18 protein-coding genes and 1 pseudogene are annotated in these 25,761 nt (G+C 39.8%); 15 read left to right on the forward strand and 4 right to left on the reverse strand.

Going from position 1 to position 25,761, the window contains the following annotated elements; genetic code table 11:
* Genes GWK09_RS13375 through GWK09_RS13385 form a run of 3 tightly spaced genes read right to left on the reverse strand, consistent with a single transcriptional unit; the run spans position 1 to position 3,880 of the window.
* Entirely contained in the window at positions 1-768 is a 768-nt protein-coding gene (locus GWK09_RS13375) for a polysaccharide biosynthesis/export family protein (RefSeq protein ID WP_163693972.1), read from the reverse strand.
* Positions 769-809: 41 nt separating this feature from the next.
* Positions 810-2,750 carry a polysaccharide biosynthesis protein gene (locus GWK09_RS13380; protein ID WP_163693973.1) on the reverse strand — a complete coding sequence of 647 codons (1,941 nt, stop codon included), beginning with the start codon at positions 2,748-2,750 and terminating at the stop codon, positions 810-812.
* The gene (locus tag GWK09_RS13385) at positions 2,747-3,880 is read right to left on the reverse strand and encodes a DegT/DnrJ/EryC1/StrS family aminotransferase (protein WP_394367584.1); all 1,134 of its coding nucleotides are present in this window, start codon (positions 3,878-3,880) and stop codon (positions 2,747-2,749) included. The genes GWK09_RS13380 and GWK09_RS13385 overlap by 4 nt, the downstream gene beginning before the upstream one ends.
* Positions 3,881-4,203: 323 nt before the next feature.
* On the opposite strand from GWK09_RS13385, the gene GWK09_RS13390 reads away from it, so the two are divergent.
* The 6 genes from GWK09_RS13390 to GWK09_RS13415 all read left to right on the forward strand — a co-directional run bounded on the left by GWK09_RS13390 (position 4,204) and on the right by GWK09_RS13415 (position 13,707).
* Entirely contained in the window at positions 4,204-5,229 is a 1,026-nt protein-coding gene (locus GWK09_RS13390; RefSeq protein WP_163693974.1) for an NAD-dependent epimerase, read from the forward strand.
* A 351-nt stretch (positions 5,230-5,580) separates the two neighbouring features.
* Complete coding sequence (locus GWK09_RS13395) at positions 5,581-6,909, forward strand: UDP-glucose dehydrogenase family protein (RefSeq protein WP_163693975.1); 1,329 nt, start codon at positions 5,581-5,583, stop codon at positions 6,907-6,909.
* A 29-nt stretch (positions 6,910-6,938) separates the two neighbouring features.
* Positions 6,939-8,219, forward strand: a complete 1,281-nt coding sequence (locus GWK09_RS13400; protein WP_163693976.1) for a nucleotide sugar dehydrogenase — start codon at positions 6,939-6,941, stop codon at positions 8,217-8,219.
* A gap of 355 nt (positions 8,220-8,574) precedes the next feature.
* Positions 8,575-10,677 carry a hypothetical protein gene (locus GWK09_RS13405; protein WP_163693977.1) on the forward strand — a complete coding sequence of 701 codons (2,103 nt, stop codon included), beginning with the start codon at positions 8,575-8,577 and terminating at the stop codon, positions 10,675-10,677.
* Between the two features lie 140 nt (positions 10,678-10,817).
* On the forward strand, positions 10,818-11,606 hold the full coding sequence (locus GWK09_RS13410) for a sulfotransferase domain-containing protein (protein ID WP_163693978.1): 789 nt from the start codon (positions 10,818-10,820) through the stop codon (positions 11,604-11,606).
* Between the two features lie 694 nt (positions 11,607-12,300).
* Entirely contained in the window at positions 12,301-13,707 is a 1,407-nt protein-coding gene (locus GWK09_RS13415; RefSeq protein WP_163693979.1) for a lipopolysaccharide biosynthesis protein, read from the forward strand.
* A 5-nt stretch (positions 13,708-13,712) separates the two neighbouring features.
* Here GWK09_RS13415 and GWK09_RS13420 read toward each other — a convergent pair whose 3' ends face one another.
* Positions 13,713-14,636, reverse strand: coding sequence for an O-fucosyltransferase family protein (locus GWK09_RS13420; RefSeq protein WP_163693980.1), 924 nt, complete (start codon positions 14,634-14,636; stop codon positions 13,713-13,715).
* Between the two features lie 88 nt (positions 14,637-14,724).
* Between GWK09_RS13420 and GWK09_RS15105 the strand changes: the two genes are divergently transcribed.
* The 9 genes and pseudogenes from GWK09_RS15105 to wecB all read left to right on the forward strand — a co-directional run bounded on the left by GWK09_RS15105 (position 14,725) and on the right by wecB (position 25,740).
* A complete protein-coding gene (locus GWK09_RS15105) occupies positions 14,725-15,912 on the forward strand; it encodes an O-antigen ligase family protein (protein ID WP_163693981.1) in 1,188 nt (395 codons plus the stop codon).
* 139 nt (positions 15,913-16,051) lie between these two features.
* Complete coding sequence (gene gmd, locus GWK09_RS13430) at positions 16,052-17,167, forward strand: GDP-mannose 4,6-dehydratase (RefSeq protein ID WP_163693982.1); 1,116 nt, start codon at positions 16,052-16,054, stop codon at positions 17,165-17,167.
* A gap of 7 nt (positions 17,168-17,174) precedes the next feature.
* Positions 17,175-18,218, forward strand: coding sequence for a GDP-L-fucose synthase family protein (locus GWK09_RS13435; protein ID WP_163693983.1), 1,044 nt, complete (start codon positions 17,175-17,177; stop codon positions 18,216-18,218).
* A gap of 153 nt (positions 18,219-18,371) precedes the next feature.
* The gene (gene asnB, locus GWK09_RS13440; RefSeq protein ID WP_163693984.1) at positions 18,372-20,216 is read left to right on the forward strand and encodes an asparagine synthase (glutamine-hydrolyzing); all 1,845 of its coding nucleotides are present in this window, start codon (positions 18,372-18,374) and stop codon (positions 20,214-20,216) included.
* 535 nt (positions 20,217-20,751) lie between these two features.
* Positions 20,752-20,955: pseudogene (locus tag GWK09_RS15140) on the forward strand (DapH/DapD/GlmU-related protein); the annotation flags it as partial.
* A gap of 73 nt (positions 20,956-21,028) precedes the next feature.
* Positions 21,029-22,195 (forward strand): glycosyltransferase family 2 protein, encoded by a 1,167-nt coding sequence (locus GWK09_RS13450; protein ID WP_163693986.1) that lies wholly within the window; start codon positions 21,029-21,031, stop codon positions 22,193-22,195.
* A 334-nt stretch (positions 22,196-22,529) separates the two neighbouring features.
* Positions 22,530-23,411, forward strand: a complete 882-nt coding sequence (locus GWK09_RS13455; protein WP_163693987.1) for a glycosyltransferase family 2 protein — start codon at positions 22,530-22,532, stop codon at positions 23,409-23,411.
* A 67-nt stretch (positions 23,412-23,478) separates the two neighbouring features.
* Positions 23,479-24,546 carry a glycosyltransferase family protein gene (locus tag GWK09_RS13460; RefSeq protein WP_163693988.1) on the forward strand — a complete coding sequence of 356 codons (1,068 nt, stop codon included), beginning with the start codon at positions 23,479-23,481 and terminating at the stop codon, positions 24,544-24,546.
* Positions 24,547-24,615: 69 nt separating this feature from the next.
* Entirely contained in the window at positions 24,616-25,740 is a 1,125-nt protein-coding gene (gene wecB, locus GWK09_RS13465) for a non-hydrolyzing UDP-N-acetylglucosamine 2-epimerase (protein ID WP_163693989.1), read from the forward strand.
* Positions 25,741-25,761: the final 21 nt, after the last annotated feature.

The raw sequence follows: 25,761 nt of genomic DNA on the forward strand, positions 1-25,761 counted from the left end.
TTATGATCTAGTTATTAAAATAACGGCAGAAGTGATCAATGTGGATAAAATGGCAATGGTAATTGAAGTTGATTGGCCTACAGATGTTTCTCGGATCCCTGTGGAGTTAGGCTCTACGTACACCACGTCATTCTGGGTCAAATAATAAACGGGAGACTTCGTCATGTTTTTTGAGGTAAGATCTATTCGATTATAGACTTTAGTACCATTAAAGTCACGTATTACAAGAATATTATTCCGTACCCCTCGTAAGGTTATATCACCAGCTAGCCCCAAAGCTTCCAAAATCGTTATCTGCTCCCCATTCACAGGATACGTGCCAGGCCTGGTTACCTGCCCCAGTACGGTAACCGTAAAATTCCTTAGCCGGATATTAATGATCGGATCCTTTAAATACTCGGAAAGTCTGGTTCTAAGTAAATTTCTGAGTTCATCAGGGGAAAGACCTTCTATTTTGAGTTTTCCTATGACCGGAAAATCAATCATCCCATCCTGATCCACTAAATAATCTACTTGTTCCGCACGAAAACCTCCTTCAGAATTCCCTCTGAAAAGATTGAATGGGGCACTGGCTTCTGGGTTAAGTGAGGAAACGTAAATTGAAACCAGATCATCAATTTTGAATTTCGTTATTGATTTGTTCTCATCAATAAGGGTCTCGTAATTACCTGTATCCTGAAAGTAGACTATTTCTTTCCTTGAGGCACAAGAAAAAACGGTTAGTGCAACTATAAAAACAATTACAAAGTTGGAAAGTCTCCTTTTCATCAGAAGTAAATTTATGGATGTATAAAAATAAGCATGAAAAATCAATACACCTTATGAATGTCCTTTTTTTGGGCAAATTCCTCTGTAACACTATCCTGCTTGTCAAATTCGCACAGGGAAGAATTCTGTGATACATACTCAGGAACTATTTCCTTCATTAATTTCACTGGATTCGACTTAAAGAACATATTCGTAACACAGAGCTCATCAATTTTTGTCCTTGTATCTGCATAGTCCAGATCACGGACCTTGCTGATCATGATCTTCTTGTGATATGTGGGCAATGTATTTTCTCCATTTGCTAACAATTCTTCATACAGTTTTTCTCCAGGCCGTAATCCCGTAATCTTAATATCAATGTCTTCAGGATAGCTGAAACCGGAGAGTTTTATCATATTCTTGGCTAAGTCGAAGATCTTTACAGATTCACCCATATCGAAAATGAAGATCTCACCTCCTTTTCCCATGGCACAGGCCTCCAGCACCAATTGGGAGGCCTCCGGTATGGTCATAAAATATCGTGTAACTTCCTTGTGAGTTACCGTTAAAGGACCTCCTTTTTCAATTTGCTTTTTAAACAACGGTATCACTGAACCATTGGAACCCAGCACATTACCAAAGCGGGTTGTTATGAACTTGGTAACTCCTTCCTGCTGTTTACAACTGATATACATTTCCGCGACGCGCTTTGTTGCACCCATGACATTTGTCGGATTCACAGCTTTATCAGTAGAAATAAAGACGAACTTTTCAACCTTATACTGAACAGACAGGTCTGCAATGACCTTGGTCCCGGAAATGTTGATCTTTATTGCTTCATAAGCATTATATTCCATCAATGGAACATGCTTATATGCGGCCGCATGGAAAATGATCTCCGGCTGGTATTCCTGAAAAAGGATGTTCATGCGGTTCTTATCCCTGATATCGCCTACCACCGGGATAAAATTGTGTTTACCACTCTGTATTAGTTCCTGTTGGAGATCATATAGGGATGACTCGGCCTGATCTACGATGATCAGAGAATTATAATTATAGTTGACAATTTGCCTGACCAATTCGCTTCCGATGGACCCAGCTCCACCAGTTACCAGAATTACCTTGTCCCTTAATTCATCCTTAATTCGTTCGTTATGAATGTGTATCGGAGATCGGTCCAGGAGATCTTCAATCTGAACTTTTTTGATCTGTGATGCCTTGAGTTCACCATTTATCCAATCTTCAACAGGAGGAACGATCTTAACAGAAACAGGGAAATCAACCATGCTTTGTACTAAATCACTTAGTCTTCTTGGAGAAATATTGTGAATAGAAAAGATGATTTCAGATATGCTTTTTTTATGAATAAATTCATGGCAAAGTGCTTCTTTACCATAAACCTGAATACCATTTATTTGTTTTCCTATTTTTTGCTTATCATCATCGATATAACCAATTACATTTACCTGTTTCTTGGAATTATTTGTTAGTGCGTGATGTGTTAGAATCCCAGATTCCCCAGCTCCATAAATAACTACATTTTTCCTGTTCGCTTCTAAATTATGTACTACGTTGTGGTAGAGACTTTTAAAAATAAATCGGGAAGCGGTAAGTCCTACAAAACTTATAAAACTGTTGATAACTATAATGGATAAAGGAATAGTAAACTCATCATAGATATTATAGAATCTATTAAACAATACCACAAAAATGGCCATAATGCTAAGAAGGCAAACCCCATTAAAAATATTGTAAACGTCTCGTACTCCGGTATGCCGAATAACTCCCTTATAAGACCCGGTGATTAGAAATGCGAGCGCAGCAATTAAAAACACCAATGGAATTTGTAGGACCAGCTTTTCTACATCGAAATCAAAGGTGAAATTAAAACGAATGAAATATGATAATATAAATGCCGAGGAGACGGTAAAAAGATCAATAACAAGAACAACCCATTTAGATGCAAAACGGTAGACGGAGCTGGTCAAATACTGTTTTATCATGATAATATTTGCTTTAAAATAAAAGTAATTCGCTCCAAGTGTTCCTTTTCTAGATTAGAACCACTTGGAAGACAAAGGCCACGTTGAAATAGATCAAGACTTACTCCATTAACATATGCCAGATTCTCCTTAAATACAGGCTGCTCATGCATTGGTTTCCATAAAGGTCTGGATTCAATATTTTGATCTAATAAAGCCATCCTGATCCTTTCTCTTACCTCAAAAGATGGCGTAAGAATGCAGCTTAACCAGCGATTACTATAGTTGCCTGGTATTTCATTTAAAAATATAATGTCCGGATGAGAACTTAACTCATCCTTATAAAATTGAAAATTCCTCCTCCTAGCATGTACCCTATCTTCAAGGACACGCATTTGACCCCTCCCAATACCGGCAACTACATTGCTCATTCGATAATTAAAGCCTATTTCTTCATGCTCATAATGGACTTCATTTTCCCTTGATTGAGTAGCAAGGAAAAGAGCTTTTTCAGTATAGTCTTTATTTTTGGAAATCAATGCCCCCCCACCAGAAGTAGTAATTATTTTGTTTCCGTTGAATGATAGAACAGCGATGTCCCCGAACGTACCGCATTTTCTTTCATAATAAGAACTTCCAAGGGCCTCAGCACTATCTTCTAACACGGGGATTTCATATTTCAAGGCTATCTCATGAATTTCGTCCACTTTATAGGGCATGCCATACAAATGCACAGCAACAATAGCCTTGGGTTTCTTTCCTTTCTGAATTCTTTCCGTGATTGCCGTTTCCAGTAACTCCGGAGAAAGGTTCCATGTATCTCGTTCACTATCAATAAATATAGGACGAGCCCCAAGATAGGTAATCGGATTGGCAGAAGCAGAGAAAGTAAAACTTTGACACATAACCTCATCTCCATGACTTACTCCAAGCATGAGGAGACCAAGATGAATGGCAGCTGTTCCCGAACTCAAGGCAGTAGCTAAAACCTGATCTCCAAGATAATTAGCTATATCAGATTCGAATCCTGTTACATTAGGGCCCAAAGGTGCTATCCAATTGGTATCAAAAGCCTCTTTCACATAATGTTGCTCAAGGTTGCCCATATGTGGTGAAGAAAGCCAGATTTTTTGCTGTAAGGTTGTACTCAATAAAATCAGATTTTAAAAGTTACCGGAATGTAAAATTATCCCTTAAATTGCATCGGTTATAGAACTTTAGTCACGTTTTATGCACGAGGTTGTCCACAATTATGAGATATTTATATGATTCCTTATATAAAGGTAAACTTAATTCTCAGCATTGGGACATATGTCAATATTAATTCGCCGAAGGCTTTAAAATAATCGGTGGCGGGTATGATAGTTTTTTTCAACTTTTACCTTAATTCAATTCGATTGATTAAGAATTTACAAACAAAGATCGACATCCTTGGAGCCAGGATCATCCGAGGAAAGATGCATAGAGCCATTAAATGAAAATTTTAGTTACAGGGGCGGCAGGTTTTATAGGTTTTCACGTCGCCAAAATATTGTCTGAAGAGGGCCATCGTGTTATAGGGTTGGATAACGTGAACGATTACTACGATGTAAATCTAAAATACGGTCGATTGGAAAAGTTGGGGGTAAGCCGTACAAATGCCGAACAATACGGTCTGACAACTACTAGTTCCCTTTTTCCGGATCTCTCTTTTATTAGGATTTCCCTTGAAGACAGAGTACAGTTGGAGTGCATCTTCGAGAAGGAAAAATTTGATGTGGTCTGTCACCTGGCGGCTCAGGCTGGGGTGCGCTATAGCCTTGAGAACCCCCATGCTTACATACAAAGCAATATTGAAGGATTTATGAATATCCTGGAATGCTGCAGGTACCACCAAATCAGCCATCTCGTTTACGCTAGCAGTTCCAGTGTTTATGGTTTGAACAAAAAAATCCCTTTTGAATCCTCGGACCGTACGGACCGACCGGCCAGTCTGTATGCAGCTACAAAAAAATCGAACGAACTCATGGCCCATACCTACAGTCATCTCTTTGGTCTGCCTAGTACAGGGTTGCGTTTTTTTACAGTGTACGGTCCATGGGGTCGGCCCGATATGGCGCTCTTTATCTTTACAAAGGCCATACTGTCAGGAAAGCCCATTGAAGTTTTCAATCTGGGAGAAATGGCCCGTGACTTTACTTATATCGATGATATTTGTGAAGGGGTTATAAAGATTCTCAAAGACCCTTTACAGAAAAGAAAAGAGAATGGAGAGCTGTATAAGATCTATAATATTGGAAATTCAAGACCAGTGAAACTCATGGATTTCATACAGGCCATTGAACGGGCACTCGAAATGGAGGCCAGCAAAGAGTTGATGCCAATGCAGCCTGGAGACGTGCAAGCGACCTGGGCTAATGTTGACCACCTGATCAGGGATTATGGTTACCAACCTCATACTCCTATTCAAGTGGGAGTACAGCGGTTCATCGAATGGTACAAATCGTATTACAGGATATAGACCATGCTGCCATTCGGCCAAACCTAAAATATTGGAAATGACAGAAAACTGTGCCATTATAACAGGATGACCCTTATCACAGTAGGAATGGCTTCAATTGCTTCATTGCATCCCATTTATTCAGATGTACATTATTCCCATTCCTTGATAAGACCAAAGTTCCGGAGTATAAGATCTAACTGCTCCAGGTGATTTACTGATATCCCACGGACGCATATCCAAACGCCAGTCCTGATGAAATTAACACTATCATGGATATCTGAACAATTCATCATCCATATCCTTCTATATGATTAAGTTTTCGCATTTTTGCAGTCTATGAAGTAATAATGCTATAAGGTATAAATCACAATGAGATTAACAGTTATCGGAACGGGCTATGTGGGTTTGGTAAGTGGTACCTGTTTTGCAGAAATGGGCAATACGGTTACCTGTGTCGATGTCGATAAAGACAAGATAGAAAAACTGAAAAAGGGGGTTATTCCCATCTATGAACCCGGCCTTGAACCCATGGTCCAACGCAATATAGAAAACAAGACCCTGAGCTTCACCACGGATCTCAGTGAGGCCTTACATAAAGCGAATATCGCTTTTATAGCTGTTGGCACGCCCATGGGTCAAGACGGATCTGCTGATCTGAAGTACGTATTGGGAGTCGCCAGGGAAATAGGGCAACATATGCAGCGACCCCTTATCGTCGTGGACAAATCCACGGTCCCGGTGGGTACAGCGGACAAAGTGCGGGTCGAGATCGAAAAAGTCTTGAAGGAAAGAGCGGTTTCACTAGAATTTCATGTGGTATCCAACCCGGAATTCCTCAAAGAAGGGGATGCTATCAATGATTTTATGAAACCAGACCGCGTAGTCGTCGGCTCAGATGATGAACAGACCACGGCAACGATGAGGTCACTTTACGCCCCCTTTTTCAGAAGCAGTATGGACCGGTTGATCACCATGGACGTACGTTCTGCTGAGATGACCAAATACGTGGCCAATGCAATGCTGGCTACCAAGATCTCCTTTATGAATGAGGTAGCCAATATCTGCGAGCTGGTAGGGGCCGATGTCAATAAAGTAAGGATTGGCATAGGTTCGGATAGCCGAATCGGATATAGTTTTATCTACCCGGGAAGTGGTTATGGGGGCTCATGTTTTCCAAAAGATGTAAAGGCCCTGCACCGAACAGCTGCGGAGCACGGTTACCAGGCCGATCTCATTGGGGCCGTAGAGGCCGTGAACGATCGTCAGAAACTGGTGGTAGCAAAAAAGGTGGTCAGACGTTTTGGTGAAGACCTCAGTGGCAGAACTTTTGCAGTCTGGGGCCTGGCCTTCAAGCCACAGACGGATGATATGCGGGAGGCACCGGCGATCTACATCATCAGGGAACTCGTGCAACGCGGTGCTAAAATCCAGGCCTATGACCCTAAAGCCATGGATGAAGCACGTCACTATTATCTGAAGGACCTTATCGGGGTCACTTACTGCAATTCAAAATATGAAGCACTGATGAATGCAGATGCTATGATCTTGCTGACCGAATGGAAGGAATTCAGGTCGCCGGACTTTGAAGAATTAAGAGCACAACTGAAACAGCCCGTGATCTTTGACGGCAGAAACCAATACAATGATCAGGTATTGAAAAAAATGGGCTTCGAATACTTCCAAATAGGCAAAAATTAAAAAAACAAGGCTCTATAGATGCTAAAAGAATGGATCCAGTAAAAATTGCCGTAATAGGGCTGGGTTATGTAGGGCTGCCTTTGGCACAAATCCTCGCCACCCGGTATCCTGTGATCGGTTTTGATTCTGACCCCGGGCGGATAGCGGAGCTTGAAAAGGGTATGGACCGCACAAGGTCACTTACCCGGGAAGAAATTCTCAGGGTATTGGTTGCGGAACCCCCTGCAACTGCGGGCTTGTATTGCACCACCGAAGAGGCCGTATTGAGGAAATGTGACTATCTGATCATCGCAGTACCCACCCCGGTGGATGACTCAAACAACCCGGATCTGACCTGCCTTTTTGAGGCCAGTGCCTTAGCGGGCCGGAACATTAAGGAGGGAAGTACAGTAATTTATGAATCTACTGTATATCCCGGAGCCACGGAAGAGGAGTGCGTTCCCATCTTAGAAGAGTACAGTGGCCTGCGATTCAACAAAGAGTTTTATGTTGGCTATTCCCCGGAACGGGTCAATCCCGGTGACCGGGAACATACCATAGAGAAGATCGTTAAGGTAACCTCCGGATCTACCCTGGAGGTAGGCAAAAAGGTTGACGCCATCTATGCATCGGTGATTGCCGCAGGAACGTACCTGGCCCCGTCAATTAAGGTGGCTGAGGCCGCCAAAGTGATAGAAAATACACAGCGAGACATCAACATTGCCTGTGTCAATGAACTAGCCAAGATCTTCAACGCCATGGGATTAGACACGCATGAGATCCTGAAGGCTGCTGGCACCAAATGGAATTTTTTACCCTTTACCCCCGGTTTGGTAGGAGGGCATTGCATAGGGGTAGACCCTTACTACCTCGCAAAGAAAGCCCAGGAATTCGGTTACCATCCTGAAATAATCCTGGCGGGTAGGCGCCTGAATGATAGCATGGGGCATTACGTGGCTTCGGAGGTCGTCAAACTCATGGTGAAAAATGAATTGCCCGTCAATAACTCAAGGATATTAGTACTGGGTATAACCTTCAAAGAGAATTGCCCGGATGTGCGGAATACCCGGGTGGTTGATCTCATCTATGCCTTACAAAGCTACGGTGCGGAGGTAACCATTTACGATCCCCGGGCATCCCGAAGAGAAATAGAAGAAGGGTACAAGTTGACCTCTTCAGAGGAGATCCCCGAAGGACCCTATGACGCGATTATCCTCGCTGTTGCCCATGATGAATTCCTGGCGTTCGATTGGCGGTCCTTGTTAAGCGAGAAGGGCATCCTTTATGACGTAAAAGGATTCCTGCCAGGGGTGGTAGACGGCCGGCTTTAACTTACCTATCAGCCTACTTGTTGACTCAGTTTGAGATCAAAGGAATTATCTAATCCCCGTTGAAAAACTGCTGGAAAACTTCATGGATGTGAGGTCGATTTCCAAGATCGAGTTTCATAATATTCACAAGTACAACTGCTCTGCCTCAATCTTTAATGAAGTGTTAAAAGATCATGCAGTTCATCGAAAAAACCATCCGATAAAAATCTGACCCGGTACTTTCGTGCGTATAAAAGAGGACCTTTGATGGTATTTCATCGAAAAAATATACGTTTTGACTGGAAGATTGGGTTATTCTCTTTAGATTTAGAATACCAAATCCAATGTCAGTTTTGAACTTAACCTAAATGTACGCATGAAAAAATTACACTTCCCCACCCTGACCATGCTCCTTGTTGTAATGGCTTTTTTCCAGTTTTCCTGTTCTAAGGATTCTGATCTCCTTCTTGAATATGTCTCCCAGGAGAATGAGATACCGGATGCACAGACGACCCCTGATGTACCTCAAAACCCCTCAAATAACAACGACAATAACGCTCCTAATGTCAATGATGCTAACAGACCAAACGATGTGGCAAATTGGTTTCCAAATGAGCCGAGTGTTTCGAAACCAGTTGAAACCGAAACTTACACTCCATCTTCGTCGTCAGATATTACTAATGTTCAAAATGCAGGTAAAACTGCAATAATCTCCAATTCTTTCGATTGTTCTGGTTGCACTTTCGCTGCAAATCAGATAATTCGACCAGCAGGTGGCACAATCAGCGGTGAGAATATTAACCTGAATGGTTCCTACATAGATAATATTGCAGATAGGGCATTTTCTTCTTCCGTTACTTTCAATTCTATATATGAAGATTCTTGGGTTTTTCCAGAAGTATTTGGAGCTATTGCCAATGACAATTCTGATGATTCAGATGCTATTACTGCACTAATGAAAAATGTAAAGTTTGCAAAGGCTGTTTCTTCTGCAACTTATATAAAGAACACCCCAAAATTTGTACATAGAAAAGGGGAATTCATCTTCGATTTGAGCAATGGCAAAATAGAAATAACGTCAGACGCAAACTATAATGAGACATCAGACCAACAAGCTATGTTTTGGTTCTTTGAGCTCAATGTCAAATTTATAAATGGGGAGATTGATGGAAATGATTTGTATCCCGCAGCATTTAGATGGGCCTTCCCAGAGGCTTACCATTTTGAAAATTTGCACGTTCACCATTTTAAGAATGACGGGGTTTCGCATAGGTCAATAGCTTTCAATGTAAAGATAGCATCGGCCGGGACTAACTCATGGAATGGCGGAAGTCCTTTTGGCACAAAATCTTCATCGCAACAATTTCAGAATGGATATGTTGGCAATTGCGTAATTGAAGATATTAGGGCCGTTGGGGTTGGTGTGCCAAATGGCGTAGCGCAAGCGTGGTGGATTCAATATGATAATATGGATACTTCTTTGGCCACCATTTACCATACGGGTAACCTCATACAAAGAGTTTTAGGTGATGAAGGTGAGGGTATTTATCTTAATGATGAAACTTTTAGCGGTGGCAATAAGGACATCATACACGGTACAACCTTTGTAATGGACAATTGCGAGATAAGGGATTGCACAGATAGGGCTATGAAGATAACCACGAGTAACGTAACCCTTAAAAATTCGACTTTCAGACCAATAAGCGCAGTATATGGAAAACCTTCTGGAGGTGCCACAGTCGATTTTTTTACTCTCCTAGGGTCAAATTATCCCACACATTATACAAATAATGTGACCGTACAGAATTGTTCTTTCATTGAAAGTGAAAGTCCAAGAGCAATGATGTTGAGGATAGGCAATTGTAAAAATATATCAGTTACCGAGAATACTTTTTCTTACCCTGACCTTGGTAATTATCAGGGCATCGTACTTGGAGCCAGCGGAACAAGCGGCACAAACGGATGGGTAACCGATGCTAATTTTTCAGCCAACACTTTTTTCAATTGTGGTTATGAAATATCAAATACTATTACTACAGATGGGACTTTGAATATCCATGATGAAACATTTTCTTATGATATGACGGGTACAGGTGGTTCTTCACAGGCTGTCTTTAGAACCCCTGCAGCAAGCGGAACACATGCTGATATTAATATTTATAATTTGGCCATTGATGTTGATATGAATGGTGAAAATATCCCAGGATTTAAAGGATTAATATTTAGTAATGGTGCAAATTTCGTGGGAACAACATGGTCAAACATAAATCTTAATTATAAGAATGAGTTTACTAACAATTCAACTAATGGTAGCGAATTTGGTTTTCTTAAAGGTAATTTCGACAATACTAACAGCCTAAACGATATAATCATGACTAATGCTCTTGGTACAGGATCAATAATAATATTGGGGAGCAGTAAGGGGTTTTTATCATCTAATGCGAGGGATGATAAAGGAAATAAAATTACCTTAAATTAATTAGTGGGTAAAAATTACTTCGCCAAAAGTTTAATTGTAAACAATAATCCAACATCTTAACTTTTTCACTTAAGCTCTTATTTAATTAGATATCTTTAAAAATATTTTTATCTATTAATTAAGTTAACAATCAAATAGAAGTGAAAAAAATTATCATTGCCGGCTATCCTAAAAGTGGAAATACATGGCTTACGAGATTAACGGCTACTTTGGCAGATTGTCCAGTTAAAGGGTTTCTATATTCTGATCATCAAGAAATAGCTGTTGAAGGAACAGATAGAATAAGTAAATATGGAGTTTTTAAAAGCCATCACCAGTATCAAGAACTGAGAAATGAAGATGTTAGTACGGCAAAAATAATATATGTGATTAGAGACCCTAGGGACATTGCAATAAGTGGCAGAAATTTCTTTTCTGTACAACCATATACATTTAAGAATATTGAATGGCCCACTAAGAATCTGTTTCTCAAAATTATTAATCCCTTTAAAATAGTCTCAAATAAAATTATAAATAAGCTGCTCTTAAAAAAAGAAATGAATAAAGCAGTTTTATTTGGAAATAAAAAAATACATTATTGGTGCAGAATATCATGGAAAAGCCACATTACCCCTTATTTAGAAAACCCGGATATTCTAATAGTCAAATATGAGTCCCTATTGACAAATCCCTTTCATGAAGCCAAGAGAATTATTGATTATATTGGTATAAATAAGACGGATAAAGAAATCATTGATGATGTTCAAAGTCAATCATTTAAAAAGAAAAAGACGCAATTTATCAATCAAGAGCAAATAGGAAAAGCCTCTTTTCTAAGAAGCGGAAAAAAAGAACAATGGAAATCAGTTCTTTCTAAAAAAGAGAACCTAAAATTTGTAGATATATTAAAAAATGAATTAATTGAACTAGGGTACGAATTAGAGAATTAAGTTAGGACTAATTTACACGTGAATTTTACCTTAGTACGATGTGGAATCTCCGTCTATAGTTGGAGAATAAATACGCAATTCTCCTTTTCATATCTTCTCAATGCCGAAAATGAGTTCATTCGTATCTGAAACTTGTCTTTCGAGTCACCGAAATAGATAAAGCCGATGACGATCTATTAAATTAGATGAAATATAGGTTAGGTAAATACCCTATACCCATTAAAGTTGCTATCGTAAATAACGGTAGTTATTACTATACTTCCAGTAGACCGTACCCAATAGATAGATCGTTAATACTCATTACGCCTACTTCAACCGACATGCGCACAGAGTCATGAAGATCAAGGGCTCTACACCAATGATTCGCCTTTCGGAAACTGGTGTAACAGACCATAAGAAACATAGAATAGAATTGGACCGATGGGTTGCACAATTGGGACCTTATCGTTCGCTAACTTTATTTAAATTTGGGGGCGATGTTCATGATATTTAATACCAATTCCTCTACGATTGCGCCTAGAGGAATTGAAAAACACGAAAGAGTTTAATTTATACTCTACTAATTAAGTATCTAAATATCTAGTATTAATTAAAAATTAACCATTTTATCAATATTTATTATTCAAGATTGATACCATCCATGTTTTTAACATTAAAGAATTAAATGCATTCTGGAAATAAAATGTTTCAGGCCATGGCCTGGAGTGCAGGGCAAAAAATAATACTTCAAGCTGTTCAATTTATTGTTGGGATTATATTGGCCAGAATCTTAAGTCCAAAGGAATATGGCATTATGTCCATTCTTATGGTTTTTATAGTTATTTCCAATGTATTTATAGATAGTGGTTTTTCCAAAGCTCTTATCCAAAAACTGGATAGGTCAGAAAATGATAAATCAACTGTTTTTCTTTTTAATCTAGCGATTTCGGTTTTTTTTTACTTTTTGCTCTATTTCCTTTCCCCCCAGATAGCAAGATTTTATGAAATTGGAGAGTTGTCATTATTGTTAAAAACAATAGGAATATCTATAGTTATCAATGCCCTATATACTGTGCCTTTTACTTTATTTTCAATTGAAATGGACTTTAAATCCATTTCGAAAATCAATATCATTGCTTCATTCTGCTCGAGTTTTATTGCAATTTATTTGGCGTTTGATGGATTTGGGGTCTGGGCCCTGGTTTATCAAATATTATCTAGGTCTTTAATCACACTTTTACTTACATGGTATTTTATGAAATGGCTTCCAAATATGGTTTTTTCAAATCAATCATTTAAAGCAATGTTCTCCTTTGGCTTTAAGTTGTTGATTTCGAATTTGCTAGCCATTTCTTTTGGCAATATCAATTCTTTATTGATAGGAAAGTACCTGAGTGCAAGAGAGCTTGGTTTTTTCAGTCGAGGAAAGCAATTTTCAGATATCTTATATAATCTATTCAGCACATCAATAGATAGTGTTCTACTTCCTGGATTATCACCTTTACAAAATCAAAAGGAAAAAATGGTGAACCATTCAAAAACTATTATTAAAAGTACCTCCCTGGTTGCTTTACCAATATTTTTGATTTTGGCTATTTTGGCAAAACCTATCATTTTATATTTATTAACTGATAAATGGGCTTTTGCAATACCTATTATGCAGATTTTTTGCATTGCACGGTTGGCAACAACAATAGGAGGAATTAATTTGAATCTCTTATACGTAATAGGAAGAACAGATTTAGTACTAAAGCAGCAATATATTTGCATTGCAATACGTGTGATTTTGGTTTTGTCGGCTCTGCCATTTGGCATAATTTACATTGCTATGGCGGAACTGATTACTTCTTTAATTCACTATTATATTAATGCATATTATCCTGGTAAATTATTAGGGTATGGCGGCTTTTCACAATTAAAAGACATTTTATATATTTTGTTTGCTGGCGTCCTAATGAGTATCCCTCTGTTTATCTCTTTACACCTTTTTGAGAGTCATCTTATGCAAATAATGATTGGTTCAGTTATTTCCCTCGCTCTATATATACTTTTTATAAAATGGTTTAAAGTAAAAGAATTAGATTTTATTTTAAATAAGGCTAAATCATTTAGAGGCAATTAGAAAATTTATTTTACGGTTATTTCGGGAATGTTACCAATTTGGGCTGCTACCTGACTAAACGAACTATGGTGTGAACCAAAAACCTTTTTGGTTTTTGACAGACAGAATAAGTCCAGTACAGCTTCCTTTGCTGCCTCTGATTTATTACGATCAAAACTTTGAATATCGTTATAGATAATCCTATCACCATATTTTTTAATCAACTCACTTTTTGTCCTTGGGTCATCCGTTGACAGGAAGAATGTGGCATCATTTTCATTCTGTAAAATATCCTCAATTAAAGAAATAAATTTCTCAGTGCTGCTATGTACCTTGGCAGATGTGTGGTCTGTTCGTCTAATGTGTAATCCATATGTATTTTTAAACCTATCAGTTGTTCCAATGATCTTTTCAATTATTTCTCCTTGGGGTAAAAACTTCCCATAATTATCTTCTAACTCCTCTAGCCTGTAGCATGAATTTATATAAACAGGTTTATCACTTTGCATTAAGTTATCTACTTGATTTTTAATGCCCTTTATAAAAAAGTTATCCATCAAGGTAACCGTTGATGAGGAATGTGCAATGATATCATTATAAAGTTTATCTAAATACGACTCGCTCAATACACTGCCTTTGGGCAATTTCTCCAGTCGCTTAACAATGGACCGAAGCCTTTGATCTAAAATCCTTCCTTTAACTAAATTCTTGATCATATTACAAATACCTGAATAATACTTTTCAGGATAGCCAGGTGGGCAATCTATAATCTCCAATTTAACCCTAGAATTTTCTACAGGTTGAAACAATTCATGGTAGCTGACGTTAAGCGCACTATCTAAGGGCCATAATACCGTAAGATCCTTATTGTATCTGGCACTCAATATTAACAATGAGTCTAAAGTCCTTATTCTATTGCACAATCCTCCCCGCACTTTTAGGTAAATCATAGTTCTGTACTTTCTGTTCCGATAAGTGAAATTCTTTTACTGTATTTTTACAAACGTAGTAGTTCTTAAAATATTCAAAACATATTAAGTGAGAGATTTTTATTTATTCGTGAAAAATTTTGGGTTTGTAAACTTTCTTTTTGTTGCATTAACGTTTACAAACTTTCTCGGATATGGGTATTTATATGGTTACCTGGCTGTAGCTTTAATTCTCTTTAAAAAAAATGCTCTTCAAAGAGATTTGGATGTACTGTTTTTGGTATTGTTCATTTTTTCTATAGTTTATTCGCTTTTCTATTTTATGGACCCTTGGAAAGGCTTGCAATTTTTTTTAATCTACATGTTAAGTCCGGCAGCATTCTATTTATGGGGTAAACAAGTGCCTATAGCTTTAAATAGGAATGAGAAAATTTTACCGGTATTAATGCTACTTGGAGTAATATACTCTTTACCTGCCATGATTTCTGTACTCCAAAACATTGCAGTAGGAGGCTTTGCGCAGCACGAACGCAGTATTGCCATGTTTTGGGGTGGACAAAAAATCGGTGCTACAGGAATGGCTCAGTTTTTTATGTTTAATATGTGTATACCAGCTATCTTTTTATCTCTGAGAAAGAAATTCAATTTACTGTTGACTATACTCTTTTTAGTGTCTTTTGTTTTAAGTTTAGCTTGTGTGCTCAGATTGGGCAGTAGAACGCTACTTGGTATTATGCTAATGTCTGTAGTTTTTGCTTTATTGCTTCTAATTCCAAAACTGACTTTCAAACAGACACTTGTTCGATTTGGAATTCTAGCTGTGTTTATTATTGCAATTATTCAAAACGTTTCTTTTGATTTTGATTCGGAAATATTTACCACTTTTGCCAGCAGAATGGAAGATGGAGGAGTCGAGGATTTAGCCAGTGGTGGAGGGCGGGTGGATCTTTGGGATAAATCCATTACCTACATGAAATCTCATCCATTTGGATGGCCTTTAGATAGATTTGGCTATTCTCATAATCTTTGGCTGGATACCTTTAGAGTGGGAGGATTTATATCTTTTTTCATTCTGCTAATTTTCACTTTTCAAATACTTTACTTGCTCAGAAAGATGTATTTACTTAAGAAAGTGTCCCTGAGTTTGCGTTTACTATTTGCACTATATAGTTTGTCTTTCCTATCTATATTTATGGTTGAACCCGGAATTGATGGGAATTTTTCCTTGTTTATCTTTTTTTGTCTTTTTTGTGGTACTATGCAGAGTATTTACATGTCTGATTTTTCTAATCCATAGTTTATAAAAACATAACTTGCCTATTAACTATTTAAGAATCTTAAGTTCTAAGGCAATAGAACAGAAAAAAAACACTTTTCACATAATAAGCAATATATAAAGTTTGCTATTTATGCATATTTGCAAAAAGTAATAGAAAATGACTAAAACAGCATTAATTACCGGAGTGACCGGGCAAGATGGAGCCTATTTGAGTGAATTCCTTTTAAAAAAAGGATACGAGGTCCATGGCCTGAAACGCAGGTCCTCCCTTTTTAATACAGATCGCATAGACCACCTGTACCAGGACCCCCATGTGGAACACCGCAATTTTTACCTGCATTACGGGGACATGACGGACAGCACCAACCTAATCCGCCTCATCCAAGAGATACAGCCCGATGAGATCTACAACCTGGCGGCAATGAGCCATGTGGCCGTCTCCTTCGAAGTGCCGGAATACACCGGGAATGCAGACGGTTTGGGAACCTTGCGTATCCTGGATGCGGTGCGCCTGTTGGGCCTGGAACAAAAAACGAGGATCTACCAGGCCTCTACCTCAGAACTATATGGAAAGGTTCAGGAGGTACCCCAGACAGAAACGACTCCATTTTATCCCAGGAGTCCTTATGCCGTGGCCAAAATGTATGCCTATTGGATCACCGTGAATTATAGGGAAGCCTACAAGTTGTTCGCCTGTAACGGAATTCTGTTTAACCATGAATCACCAATTCGAGGAGAAACCTTTGTTACCCGAAAAATAACCCGAGCGACAGCGCGGATCGCTTTAGGGCTACAGGACAAGTTTTATCTAGGGAACCTTGATGCACAGCGCGACTGGGGACATGCCAAAGATTATGTGCGTATGATGTGGATGATCCTGCAGGCAGATGAACCTGAAGACTGGGTGATCGCTACCGGCAAAACGACCCCGGTACGGGATTTTGTAAAAATGAGCTTTGGGGAAGTGGGCATAGAACTGGAATTCCGTGGCCAGGGTGTGGATGAGAAGGCATTCGTCAAGGCCTGTCAGCATCCTGATTACCAGCTGGAGATCGGGAAAGAAGTGCTCGCGGTAGACCCCAAATATTTCAGGCCTACAGAGGTAGACCTGCTGATCGGGGACGCCACCAAGGCCAGGGAAAAATTGGGTTGGGTCCCGGAATACGATCTTAGCGCCCTGGTAAGGGATATGATGCAGAGCGATATCAAATTGATGAAGAAAGAGAGTTATTTGAAAGAAGGCGGATATACTATCCTGAATTATTTTGAATAAGCACACCATGGAAAAAAGTTCGAAGATCTATGTAGCCGGGCACAGGGGCCTGGTAGGAAGTGCGATCCTTAAGAGCCTCAAAGAAAAGGGATATGCCAATATTGTAAGCAGGACTCACGAAGAATTGGATCTGACCGACCCAATGGCTGTAGCTTTGTTCTTTCAAGAGGAAAATCCGGAATATGTCATCCTGGCTGCGGCTAAGGTCGGGGGTATCGTGGCCAATAATACCTACAGGGCCGATTTTATCTATGAGAACCTGATGATACAGAACAACGTGATCCATCAGGCCTATCTCAATCAGGTAAAAAAACTACTTTTTCTCGGCAGTACCTGTATCTATCCCAGGGAATGTCCCCAACCTATGAAAGAGGAATATTTACTCACCGGGCCGCTGGAATACACCAATGAACCCTATGCCATCGCCAAGATCGCGGGGATCAAGATGTGCGAAAGCTACAACCTCCAGTACGGGACGAACTTCATCTCGGTCATGCCCACCAATCTCTATGGCCCCAATGATAATTTTGATCTGGAGAAATCGCATGTCCTGCCTGCCCTGATCAGAAAGATGCATTTGGGGAAATTGTGGATGTCCGGTTCCATAGAAGAACTTCTGAATGATCTGGGATCGGGAACGATAGAAGAAGCCAGGGATTTTTTAGGCCGTTTTGGGATCACTGAAACATCAGTAGAGATCTGGGGAACCGGTAACGCCATGAGGGAATTTTTATGGAGTGAAGATATGGCCGATGCCTGTGTCTTTTTAATGGAAAGGCGTAATTTTATAGATACCTACCCCAAGGGGCAGAAGGAGATAAGAAATACCCATTTGAATATTGGTACTGGGGAAGATATCTCCATCAAGGACCTCGCCTGCCTAATAAAGGAAATCGTTGGGTACGAAGGAACCCTGAAATTCAACCCTGATAAACCGGATGGGACCTATAAAAAACTGACCGATGTCAGTAAACTGAATTCACTGGGCTGGAAATACAGCATGGATTTGGCTTCCGGGATTGAAAGACTGTACGCGTGGTATTTGAACTAAATAAGTTCTTTATTCATATAGGCCATGTATTAAAAAGCTATTCGTTCACGGAATCCTCAATACGGAAGTGACCTTAAAAGATGTTATGTGTAAAAGGATCATTTTTAATCAGTGATTTTCGACTTTACCCTATAAAATAAATTTTTTTTACCTATGTGCGGAATACTGGGTACTATCCCCTGCAGTCCAAATGAAATTTTCAAACCGGCCTTAGATACCCTAACGCATCGCGGTCCGGACAGCTATGGTATTGAGCATATTGGCCAAGATATCAGTCTGGGACACAGGCGCCTTTCCATTCTTGATCTTTCCCCAAAAGGACATCAGCCTATGCTGGATGACAGTGGGCGTTATGCGGTCATTTTTAATGGGGAGATCTATAATTTCCTGGAAATAAAAAAAGAACTGGAGGGATTGGGCCACAAATTCAGGTCCACCTCAGACACAGAGGTGCTTCTAAAGGCTTATATAGAATGGGGAGAGGAAAGTGTTTCCCGTTTCAACGGCATGTGGGCATTCGGGATCTGGGACAGGGATACGAAACAACTTTTCCTGTCCCGCGACCGTTTCGGAAAAAAACCCTTATTCTATAGCCAAATAGGCGATACATTCGTTTTTGCCTCCGAAATGAAGGCAATCTTTCCCTATATGGAAACACTGGAGGTCTCCGAGGACTTCCATTGGATGAAAAGGAACATATTCTTCTATGAGGCTACCGAAAAATGCCTTATCAAGGGAATTAAGCGGTTTCCGGCAGGTCATAATGGCGTATTCAAAGGTGGAAGATTAACCATCTATCGTTATTGGAACACCCTGGACCATCTTGTGGGTGTCCCAGACACCTATCAGGGCCAGGTAGAACACTTCAGGGAGCTGTTCATGGACGCATGCAAGCTCAGGATGCGCTCCGATGTCACTATTGGTACGGCCCTCAGCGGAGGTTTAGACAGCAGTGCCACTATTGCGGCCATGGCTCATTTGTCCAAAAACAACAGGAGTTATTCCGACGACTGGCAGCATGCTTTTGTGGCCTCTTTTCCCGGCACCCCCCTGGATGAGTCGCATTACGCCAAAATGGTAACCGATCACTTAGGGATTGGCGCTACTTTTGTGGATATAGAGCCCCTCAGGCATTGGGGGAAATTGGAGGAATATTTCTACCTCTTCGAAGACCTGTACATCACCTCCCCTTTGCCCATGATCATGCTGTACGAAACGGTAAAAGCGAATGGGGTGACGGTAACCCTTGACGGGCATGGAGCCGATGAATTGCTCAGCGGTTATCAGCAGGGCAATCTGGAGAGTCTGTGGGATGCACGATGGAGCCCTACCAGAACCAAAGACATTTTAAATATCTATCAGGATTCTATCAATGAGGACAAAGTTCAATATGAACGAATGAATAGTTCAAAAGTCTACACGACCTTTATGGTCAGGAAATTAGCCAAAAAGGCTTTACGAAAGAAGATGCCCTCAACAGACAATAATCATCCGAATTTCAGGAAATTAGACAATCATGCCCAATACCTCTACGCCATGTTCCACGAGAACATCCTCCCCACCCTGCTGCGGAACTATGACCGTTATGCCATGATCAACGGGGTGGAGATCCGCATGCCCTTTATGGACCACCGGATCGTGAGTTTTGTGAATTCCCTCCCTTATTCCAGCAAGATCGGGAACGGGTATACCAAGAGGATCGTTCGGGATGCCCTGGACCCGTATTTACCTAAAGAAGTGACCTGGAGAAAGACCAAGGTGGGCTTTAGCTCTCCCATTGTAGACTGGATGCAGAACGACCTGAAGGAGTGGTTTTTAGACATCACCCATTCTGGCGCCTTTCTGCGGTCCGACCTGGTTAGCGACCCCAAAACACTCCAGAAAGAAATCGGCAATATCGTAAATAGAGAATCCCACAGCTTTGCAGATGCCCAGAAATGCTGGACAGATCTTTCTCCCTATATTTGGGGTGAAGCTGTCTTGAAAAGAAGGAATTAACGATAGTATATTCGATTCTTTAGTTTCATTGATCACTATACCCGGAAACTGCTCCCCCCAAGCAAAGGAAATGAACGGTAGGTGAGGTAATTGTATATAAATGACTATGAACCCCGCGATTAAAAAGGTAGTACTTAAAAACAGGGCCCTAACCGGAATTGCAATATACCTGCGTAAGCTCTATCTAAAAAAAAAACATGGAGTGCGATTTGGCAGAAACGTTTTCATCGGATATTCCACATATTTTGAAGGATATAATAGTATTGGGAATAAGAGTTCTGTGGTATCCTCCCGGATAGGTTATGGTTCTTATATAGCCGAAGGCAGTACCATCTCCAAAACAGAGATTGGTAGGTTTTCGTCGATCGGTCCCAATGTAAACTGCATCTTCGGAAAACACCCAGCTGAAACTTTCGTTTCCACCCACCCTGCGTTTTTCTCCACGAGAAAGGAGATTGCCCTTTCCCTTGTGGTTGAACAGCGTTTTAAAGAATTTGCCGACCCAAGGGATAAAGAAGGGAAATACTCCATCATTATTGGTAATGATGTCTGGATAGGTGCTAATGTCTCCCTTATGGAAGGGATTGTGATTGGCGATGGTTCTATCATCGCGGCAAACGCGATTGTTACTAAGGATGTAGCACCGTATTCCATCATGGGCGGAGTACCTGCTAAACTCATTAAGAAACGTTTCAAAGAGGAAGAGGAGGCCTTCCTTCTGCAATTGCAATGGTGGGACAAGCCTTTGTCATGGATAAGCGAACACGCGATCTTCTTTGATGATGTCAGGAAACTGCAAAAGAATTTAGGCTATGTCTGAAGCACTTCCTCCTATAGTTGTAGTGGCCTATAACCGTCCCCGTTCCCTTGATCGCCTTTTGCGTTCCCTGGGGGCTGCCAGCTATCCTGATCATCCGATTACCCTGATCATCAGCATTGACAAGGGTCCGGACAACCAAAAAGTAGTCGATATAGCTCATGATTACGACTGGCAGTATGGAGAGAAGGAGGTGCTCCACCAGGAAAAAAATCTGGGCCTTAAGACCCATATCCTGCAATGCGGGGACCTGAGCCTCAAGTACGGCAATGTCGTTATCCTGGAAGACGACCTCTTTGTTTCACAGAGCTTCTATTTCTACTCCCTTGAGGCCCTGACATTCACAAAAAATAAGGAATATGTGGGAGGCATCTCGTTATATAACCATCAATTCAATGTGCATACAGGTGAGTCTTTTAATGCAATAGAAGATGGGTATGACAACTGGTATTTTCAGTTTGCTTCCTCCTGGGGCCAGGCCTGGAGTAAGGCTCAGTGGGAGGGGTTCAAGAATTGGTATGTCAAACAAATCAGTATCCATGACAACGAGAACATTCCCCAGTACGTCAGAAGCTGGTCAGACAAATCCTGGCTAAAACTTTACATAGCCTATCTCATTGATAAAGAGCGTTATTTCCTTTATCCTATGATTTCGTATACAACTAATTTCAGTGATGCCGGCACACATGTTTCGGAAGACAGTACACTATTTCAAGTGCCCCTCGTATATGGGGCCAAGACGAAATTCTCTTTTAGTGAACTAAAGGATTCCATCTCGGTTTATGATGCTTTCTTTGAAAACACCAAGGTTTCGGAAATAATGGGATATTCGCGGGATACTATGTGTCTTGATCTCTATGGATACAAACCTAATTTTGGTCAGCGTTTCTGGTTAAGCAGTAAAGTATTGGATTACCAAATATTGCGCACATTTGGGAGGTCTTTAAAACCATTGGAGGCCAACATTCTGTGTGGCATAGATGGAACCGACTTCTTTCTATATGACACTTCCATAAAATCCCGGAACAACCATCGTCATCCTTTTGAAAGGAGGCTTCTTTACAGTATAAAACAAATTGCTTATCGGGACGCCTTAAAGTTGATTCTCAAAATGACACTAGCCAAACGCCATGGCATTATCCGAAGGTTGAAAAACTTATGACAACGGCCTTAATTCCAATCACAGAATTCTGGCGAGTATCCAGTCAATGTTTTGAGCCAATTTATTTAAATTAAAAAAACACATTCCTTTTCAATTATTTTCATTTTATAGGTTCTTAAGCCATAGATTATCATTATGTCAAGGAATACAATCCAAAGACATTTCGTTTGCATTTGAAGGAATCGTAGACATCGTTTTTCATATTATCAATAAAAGGGTAATCCTTAACGGAAATATTATCTGTTCCGCATCTTAAGGATTATTTTTACAATCTCAATAGAGGATCAACTAATTAACGTAACATCTAACTTTTCTAAGATCTAAAGATTAATTCATGCGAGTTGCTGCCCTCTATACTTGCTTTAACAGAAGAGAAAAGACCATTCGTTCTCTTACTCGCTTATACGCAGCGCTTGATAAAACGAAGGAAGATATCAAGCTTTCAGTATTTCTTACAGATGACGATTCTTCAGATGGCACATCCAGAGCGGTTTCGGAGAAATTTCCGATGGTCCATCTTTTGAAAGGGAATGGCTCCTTGTACTGGGCTGGTGGAATGCGAAATTCATGGAATGAAGCCCGAAAGGGGGATTTTGACGCTTATTTATTACTCAATGACGATACCGATGTATACGAACACCTCTTTGATTCAATAGCCGAAACAAATACGTTCTGCATAGCAAATTATGGCACGAATGGTATTTATGTTGGGACTACCCTTGATACAGCCTCTAATGAAATATCCTATGGAGGATCCGTTTTTGTCAATAGGTTTCTGGCAACAATGAAAAGAGTGCCGTTTGATGTAAAGACTCCACAAAAATGCGAGCTGGGAAATGCTAACATTATGTGGGTTCCCAAAGAGGTGGTTGCGAAAATTGGCATACTCTCCGAAGGATATATTCATGGAATGGCAGACTATGATTATACCCTAAAAGCATTAAACAATAATATACCCATATTGGTCATTCCGGGTATTCAGGGTGAGTGCGTGAATGATCACAGTAATCCTTATGCTAGTTTTATTCATTTAAATTTCAGAGAACGAGTAAGAATGCTTTATAATCCCGTGGGATTGGACTTCAGATCCCAGGTTCACCATATGAAAAAACATTTTCCCATTAGGTTGCCCATTTTTTATCTCATGGGTTGGTTTAAAGTATTCTTTCCTAGATACTATTACAGAAAGTTTCAAAAATTACGTGAAAGAAATTAAAAATTAAGGAATACATATCTTACTCCCCAAGTTGTAAATTTGAAACTTCTTACATCAATAGACGCTAATGACCAATAAAAAAGAACATTTGATTTTTTTAGTACAATCCTTCGAACAACCAAGGATCATTAAAAAAATTATTGAAGCGAGTTCGGAATATTCCCGGGTTTCTGCGTACGGCTACATGAGAAAAATCCATGCAGTTAACAATTATTCAGTACTTGATAACTACGAAAATATAGATTATAGAATAGTTGATACGCTTTCAGATGGACAATATTTCAAAAGGATTTTCTCGTACCTAAAGTTATTGTTATTGCTCTACAGAAACTACGGATTTAGCAGAAAAAATCTTTATGTAGTAGGTATCGATCTGAGGTTTCTCAGCATGTTGGTCTTCAATGCAAAAATCGACTATGTGATAAGTGATATCGTCTGGCTGTATTACTCCAATCCACAGAAGTGGTTTTTTAAACATTTGGATTTATATATGGCCAAAAGATCGCGAAAAGTATATTTTACTTCCAGGGGATTTTATGACTCATATTATAAAGATCACGTTTCAAAGAGACAGCTGGTAATCACTGAAAATAAACTTGCTACATACGGTAAAGTTTCTTCTTTGGGAGAAATAAAGACAGATTCTATTAGAATTGCTTATATCGGGGCATTCAGATATGAGAATATAATTAATAATTTATTAGAATCAGTTCGAAAAAATCCAAATATTAAGTTGAATTTTTATGGTGATGGGGGTTCTTCCATAGTAGATACTATGAAGCGGCATGCCAAGGAATACAGCAATATATCATTTAATGGAGCATTTAAAAATCCGGATGATCTTGAGCGAATCTATTCAGAAAACAATGTCAATTTTGTTGTGTACGACAACACTAAAGAGAATGAAAGAGTTGCTATGCCCAATAAGTTTTATGAATCTGGATTTTTTAATGTGCCTATTGTTTGTGCAACTAATACTTATGTCGGTAAACGTGCTTTGGAGGTTGGTATGGGATGGATTTGTGATATTGACCAGGAATCAATTAATTCATTTTTGAACACTTTGAAAATGAAAGATATATTAGACTGTCATGAAAGAATTAAACGACTAGATAAAAACCAATTTATCTGTTGAACTTATTGTAGGTCTGTTTTGTACTACTATTGGATTTAACACAAAAAAATAATTGATAATATAAAGGAATTGAAAAAAAGAAATCTCATCATTTTTGGAACTAGGCCAGAGGCAATTAAAATGGCTCCACTGGTTAAGGAATTCAAGAAGTCTGATATGTTTGAGACCAAAGTATGCGTTACAGCCCAGCACCGGGAAATGTTGGATCAGGTACTCGAATTCTTCCAGATAGAACCGGATTTTGATCTGAATTTGATGAAACCTGGTCAGAATCTCTACGGTCTGACAGCGGACATTATAACCGGTCTTCAAAAAGTACTCGAAACGTATAAGCCAGACTATGTATACGTCCACGGAGATACCACTACTACGATGGGTGCCAGCATTGCCGCTTTTTATTCGGGAGCGAAGGTGTGTCATGTTGAAGCAGGTCTAAGAACCTTTAACAAATACGCCCCCTTCCCCGAGGAGATCAACAGAACGGTAACCGGTCATATCGCAGACTATCATTTTGCACCCACGCAAACCTCATATGAGAACCTATTGCGAGAAGGTATCCGTAAAAGTTCTATTACGGTTACTGGTAATACAGTGATTGATGCTCTCTTGGAGAGCGTTGCCAAGGTAGAAAAAATGAATAATAGGGCATTGGATCAATTGAAAGATAAGATTGATCCTAATAAAAAGATCATTTTGGTCACGGGACATAGGAGGGAAAATCACGGACAGGGCTTTATCAATATTTGTCAAGCGCTTAAACAAATTGCTGAGACTTTCGATTCCGTTGAAATAATCTATCCAGTCCATTTAAACCCCAAGGTCCAAAAACCGGTCTACGAATTACTCGGAAATGTTCCCAATATCAAACTAATTGAACCCCTGGCTTACCCGGAATTTGTATGGTTGATGAATCGGAGTCATCTGGTGATTACGGATAGCGGTGGCGTACAAGAAGAAGCACCCAGTTTGGGGAAACCCGTTCTGGTGATGCGGGAGACCACGGAACGCCCTGAGGCAGTAGAGGCGGGAACCGTAATTTTGGTAGGGACTGATGTGGAAAAGATCTTTAACGAAACCTCTTCACTGTTAACGGATGATAACAAATATAACAGCATGAGCAGGCTACACAATCCCTACGGAGATGGAAAGGCTTGTCATCGTATTGTTAAGTATATTGAAAATCTCCAGGACTAATCTGATTATTTAAAACATATA

It is taken from the genome of Muriicola jejuensis (genome assembly GCF_010671595.1).
Taxonomy (GTDB): Bacteria; Bacteroidota; Bacteroidia; order Flavobacteriales; family Flavobacteriaceae; genus Muriicola; species Muriicola jejuensis.

Excerpts from the sequence above, each read along its gene's own strand:
- GWK09_RS13460 (WP_163693988.1), top strand. The coding sequence starts at position 23,479 with ATGACCAATAAAAAAGAACATTTGATTTTTTTAGTACAATCCTTCGAA.
- GWK09_RS13380 (WP_163693973.1), bottom strand. The coding sequence starts at position 2,750 with ATGATAAAACAGTATTTGACCAGCTCCGTCTACCGTTTTGCATCTAAA.
- GWK09_RS13390 (WP_163693974.1), top strand. The coding sequence starts at position 4,204 with ATGAAAATTTTAGTTACAGGGGCGGCAGGTTTTATAGGTTTTCACGTC.
- GWK09_RS13450 (WP_163693986.1), top strand. The coding sequence starts at position 21,029 with ATGTCTGAAGCACTTCCTCCTATAGTTGTAGTGGCCTATAACCGTCCC.
- GWK09_RS13415 (WP_163693979.1), top strand. The coding sequence starts at position 12,301 with ATGGCCTGGAGTGCAGGGCAAAAAATAATACTTCAAGCTGTTCAATTT.
- GWK09_RS13375 (WP_163693972.1), bottom strand. The coding sequence starts at position 768 with ATGAAAAGGAGACTTTCCAACTTTGTAATTGTTTTTATAGTTGCACTA.
- gmd (WP_163693982.1), top strand. The coding sequence starts at position 16,052 with ATGACTAAAACAGCATTAATTACCGGAGTGACCGGGCAAGATGGAGCC.
- GWK09_RS13400 (WP_163693976.1), top strand. The coding sequence starts at position 6,939 with ATGGATCCAGTAAAAATTGCCGTAATAGGGCTGGGTTATGTAGGGCTG.
- GWK09_RS13435 (WP_163693983.1), top strand. The coding sequence starts at position 17,175 with ATGGAAAAAAGTTCGAAGATCTATGTAGCCGGGCACAGGGGCCTGGTA.
- GWK09_RS13455 (WP_163693987.1), top strand. The coding sequence starts at position 22,530 with ATGCGAGTTGCTGCCCTCTATACTTGCTTTAACAGAAGAGAAAAGACC.
- GWK09_RS13405 (WP_163693977.1), top strand. The coding sequence starts at position 8,575 with ATGAAAAAATTACACTTCCCCACCCTGACCATGCTCCTTGTTGTAATG.
- GWK09_RS13420 (WP_163693980.1), bottom strand. The coding sequence starts at position 14,636 with ATGATTTACCTAAAAGTGCGGGGAGGATTGTGCAATAGAATAAGGACT.
- GWK09_RS13395 (WP_163693975.1), top strand. The coding sequence starts at position 5,581 with ATGAGATTAACAGTTATCGGAACGGGCTATGTGGGTTTGGTAAGTGGT.
- asnB (WP_163693984.1), top strand. The coding sequence starts at position 18,372 with ATGTGCGGAATACTGGGTACTATCCCCTGCAGTCCAAATGAAATTTTC.